This is a genomic window from Vibrio sp. V10_P2A27P122 (assembly GCF_963874335.1).
Classification (GTDB): Bacteria; Pseudomonadota; Gammaproteobacteria; order Enterobacterales; family Vibrionaceae; genus Vibrio; species Vibrio anguillarum.
This window is the reverse complement of the sequence record NZ_CAWNHY010000171.1, coordinates 1-3,311: the sequence shown is the minus strand read 5'-3', so window position 1 is coordinate 3,311 and position 3,311 is coordinate 1. Positions and strand designations below refer to the sequence as shown.

Annotated in this window: 6 protein-coding genes; all 6 read left to right on the top strand. The window is 40.8% G+C overall.

Translation table 11 applies throughout. From position 1 onward, the window contains the following. Positions 1 to 199 precede the first annotated feature (199 nt). The gene (locus tag AACQ17_RS07900) at positions 200 to 451 is read left to right on the top strand and encodes a TIGR03643 family protein (RefSeq protein WP_094167751.1); all 252 of its coding nucleotides are present in this window, start codon (positions 200 to 202) and stop codon (positions 449 to 451) included. A 308-nt stretch (positions 452 to 759) separates the two neighbouring features. Continuing rightward, positions 760 to 942, top strand: a complete 183-nt coding sequence (locus AACQ17_RS07895; RefSeq protein ID WP_000923155.1) for a DUF645 family protein — start codon at positions 760 to 762, stop codon at positions 940 to 942. 234 nt (positions 943 to 1,176) lie between these two features. Further along, complete coding sequence (locus AACQ17_RS07890; protein ID WP_000589156.1) at positions 1,177 to 1,443, top strand: BrnT family toxin; 267 nt, start codon at positions 1,177 to 1,179, stop codon at positions 1,441 to 1,443. After that, entirely contained in the window at positions 1,430 to 1,675 is a 246-nt protein-coding gene (gene brnA / locus AACQ17_RS07885) for a type II toxin-antitoxin system BrnA family antitoxin (protein WP_000643598.1), read from the top strand. Before AACQ17_RS07890 ends, brnA begins: the two co-directional genes overlap by 14 nt. 156 nt (positions 1,676 to 1,831) lie before the next feature. After that, on the top strand, positions 1,832 to 2,698 hold the full coding sequence (locus tag AACQ17_RS07880; RefSeq protein WP_094167750.1) for an HNH endonuclease: 867 nt from the start codon (positions 1,832 to 1,834) through the stop codon (positions 2,696 to 2,698). Positions 2,699 to 2,851: 153 nt separating this feature from the next. Next, on the top strand, positions 2,852 to 3,311 hold a 460-nt coding region (locus AACQ17_RS07875), incomplete at its 3' end, for a hypothetical protein (protein WP_141201471.1).

Genomic DNA, 3,311 nt, shown 5'->3' with positions numbered 1-3,311 from the left:
TTGCATAACAAACGGCTCAAGAGGGATTGCCAACGCGTGGCGGCTTTAGCGCAAAATTGAAGTTCAATGTTTACAGTGTGTTTTTTGAGTTCGGCGGTGCGTTGTCAACCCCTTAGCCGGGCGTTAGGTGTTCTCAGCTATATGAACCAAAAATTGAGGCTGAACGTAAAACCAGTTTTCAAAAATTTGGTTATTTGACATGGAACTGAACACGGCAATCGAGTCAAGAATTATAGAAATGGCATGGGAAGACCGCACCCCATTCGAAGCAATCAAGCATCAATTTGGTTTGAATGAAGCTGAAGTGATTAGGTTTATGCGTAGTCGACTCAAACCTAGTAGTTTTAAATTGTGGCGTGGTCGCGTTTCGGGTCGTAACACAAAACATGCGAAGTTGCGCAGCTCAGAAATCAGTCGAGGCTACTGTCCAACTCAATACAAACATCGCTAATTGGCACACACCTAACAAACGCTTCAAGAGGGACAGCCAACGCGCGGCATTTTTACTACGCGTTGGTTTTTGTGATTACGGTGTTATGCGTTAAGTTGGTAGTAGAGTTGGCTGCCCCTTAAGCGGGCGTTAGCTTCTTAAAGGCTGGAATCATCAAAATCCAAACTCAATCGTTCTGAAAAATCAGCTTTTAGCATTCAAATTGCACAAGTTGGCTTTTGCGTTTTTTCTTGATGCTGATTTGGTCGAACGTGTTGAAAGTTCAGTGGTTTCAAAGTCGCTGAAAACCATCAAACCTCGATGCTTCAATGTTGTTGGATGCTCAACTCGGAAAGTTTGGTTTCACAAAAAGCAGCATCATCGCTGTGATCTTGCTTTCTTTGTCGCGGATTCTTAGCCGTGGCCAACTTAACCTTTATTGTTTTGAGTTTTGGCTGTCAACTTCACAGCTTTTGGCTCTGGACGTGTGTTTGTGTGATGCATTTGCGTAAAATACATTTCAAGCAAATGTATTTAAAAATCATTGTTAAACAATAGGCTACGAAGCTAACAAACGCCTCAAGAGGGACTGTCAACGCGTGGCGTTTCCAGTCCCAATGAGCTGCAGTGGTTACGGTTGTTGTGTTTGAGTTTAGTGGTATGCGTTGCCAGCCTCTTAGGCGGGCGTTAGCCGTCATCAATAAACAAAGTTTGCCTAATGAGTAAAAAGGGTGTAGTTTTTACTCATGATTAAATTTGAATTTGATGAAAACAAAAGCAGAAGTAATCTCGAAAAGCACGGTATTGATTTTCATACAGCTCAAGGGTTGTGGAATGATTCAGATCTTATCGAGATCCCTGCTAACACGAGTGATGAGCCCAGATATTTGGTTGTCGGCTTACTAAACGGTAAGCATTGGTCAGGAGTAATTACCTACCGAGGTACGAATATCAGGATCATCTCAGTTCGGCGTTCACGGAAAGCGGAGGTAAGCCTTTATGAAAGCGCATGAATTTGATGCCAAGTTTGAAAGTGACGACGATGATATCGTAATGGACTTGGATCTATCGCAAGCTAAAAGACCGATGCATAAGCAAAAACGAGTCAATGTAGATTTTCCAGCCTGGATGCTTGAGTCCTTGGACAGAGAAGCGAGTCGTATTGGTGTAACACGTCAATCAATCATTAAAATTTGGCTGGCAGAAAGGTTAGAGAGCGTGTCTCATCATTCAAGTGTGAGATAAACGGCTAACAAAGCATTTAAGAGGGACTCACAACGCGTGGCATTTTTGCCATGCGTTTGTTTTTGTGATGAATTTGCTATGCATTGAGTGCTTTTGTGCGTTGTTCGCCCCTTAATGCGGCGTTATAAAAACTATTCTAAATTGGAGTTGTTATCGATGTCAGGAAGAAAGCCTATTCCTAATGCAGTAAAAAAGGTACTTCGCACAGAAGTTGGATTTGGCTGTCCCGTTAAAGGATGTGGTAATCCATATCTTGAATATCACCACTTTGATCCTCCCGTAAGCGTAAAGCCGCATAATGATCCTGAGGGAATGATTGCTCTTTGCGCCCAGCACCATAAAAAGGCGGACGGCGGAGCTTACACAATAGAACAGCTTCACGCTTTTAAAGCAGACAAAGCTAACGCTGATATGGTTAAGGGAAATTTAGACTGGCTTCGCAAAGACTTGTTAGCAGTTGTAGGTGGTAATTTTTATTATGAAACCCCGAAAATTATTACAATCGATAACATTGACCTAGTTTCTTTGGTGAGAGATGAGGATGGTTATCTACGATTGAATGTCAATATGCTCAGCCTAGAGCCCGAAGAACGCATCATTATAGAGGACAATTCTTGGGAAAATATCGGTTCTCCAATTGATCTAAGAAGTCCTCCGCAAGGGAAAGAATTAGAAGTTAGTTACCCAAATGGAGACTATTTATATTTGCGTTTCATCGAGCTAAAAAGTGAGGAACAAGCAATCAAGAAATATGGTTATGATGTATTCAGTGACTTGAATTTCCCGTTAACTGCTGTCGAAGTAAACATGAAGATTGCTGGAACAAGAATAGAATTATCTCCAAAAAGCTCCCAAATCGGAGGGTTACAGATGACAGGGTGTCTATCTTCATTTTGTGGTGGTGGTGTTTTAATTCAAAACTCAGGCATGAGTTGGAAGCAAAATCCAATATGGAAGCGTCAGACCCTAGTGGAAGAAACAGAGCATCCTAATGTTTTAAAAGTTAATTTTGGTCGGCGCTAGCGTTTTTATAACAAACTGTTTAAGAGTGATTCGCAACGCGTGGCATTTTCACTATGCGTTGTTTTTAGTGTTTAAGGTGGTATGCGGCGGCCTCGGTATTGCGTTGCTCACACCTTAACAGGGCGTTAGGCAAAATCATAAAGAGTTTAAACAATGAGATTAGAAGAACAAGTAGCAGAGCTGATGTCAAAGTACTTAATTCATGAGTGCCGAGAATTAATAAGAGGCAAGTTTGATGTTACAAGGCAGACCAACTTTGTTTCTAGGTTGGCTAATGTCAGACACTTCTCGGAAGCTTTTGAATACATTCGTTATTCATATGGAGCAACTGAAGACTACGAAGAGAAACTGGCATTAATTCTCGAAAATAGAAGTGACTCTGAAATTGAACGATTGCACAGAAATAAAGATGAGGTTTTAAAAATTGTTCTAACTGAGCTGTTGATCAAAACCTCTGAAGAGGCTTCAGAGCGAAAAAACATGTATGAACAACAAGTGTTAAAAAATAAAATACTAGAACTTGAAACACAAATTGAGTTTGGAAAAGGCTCAAGAGAAGTTACTATATTTGATAAGGTAACGTCACGAGTGAATTTACCATACTTTATAATAC

What these genes read in the sequence shown, in the direction of transcription:
- AACQ17_RS07900 (WP_094167751.1), top strand. Translation starts at nt 200, where the DNA reads ATGGAACTGAACACGGCAATCGAGTCAAGAATTATAGAAATGGCATGG.
- AACQ17_RS07895 (WP_000923155.1), top strand. Translation starts at nt 760, where the DNA reads ATGTTGTTGGATGCTCAACTCGGAAAGTTTGGTTTCACAAAAAGCAGC.
- AACQ17_RS07890 (WP_000589156.1), top strand. Translation starts at nt 1,177, where the DNA reads ATGATTAAATTTGAATTTGATGAAAACAAAAGCAGAAGTAATCTCGAA.
- brnA (WP_000643598.1), top strand. Translation starts at nt 1,430, where the DNA reads ATGAAAGCGCATGAATTTGATGCCAAGTTTGAAAGTGACGACGATGAT.
- AACQ17_RS07880 (WP_094167750.1), top strand. Translation starts at nt 1,832, where the DNA reads ATGTCAGGAAGAAAGCCTATTCCTAATGCAGTAAAAAAGGTACTTCGC.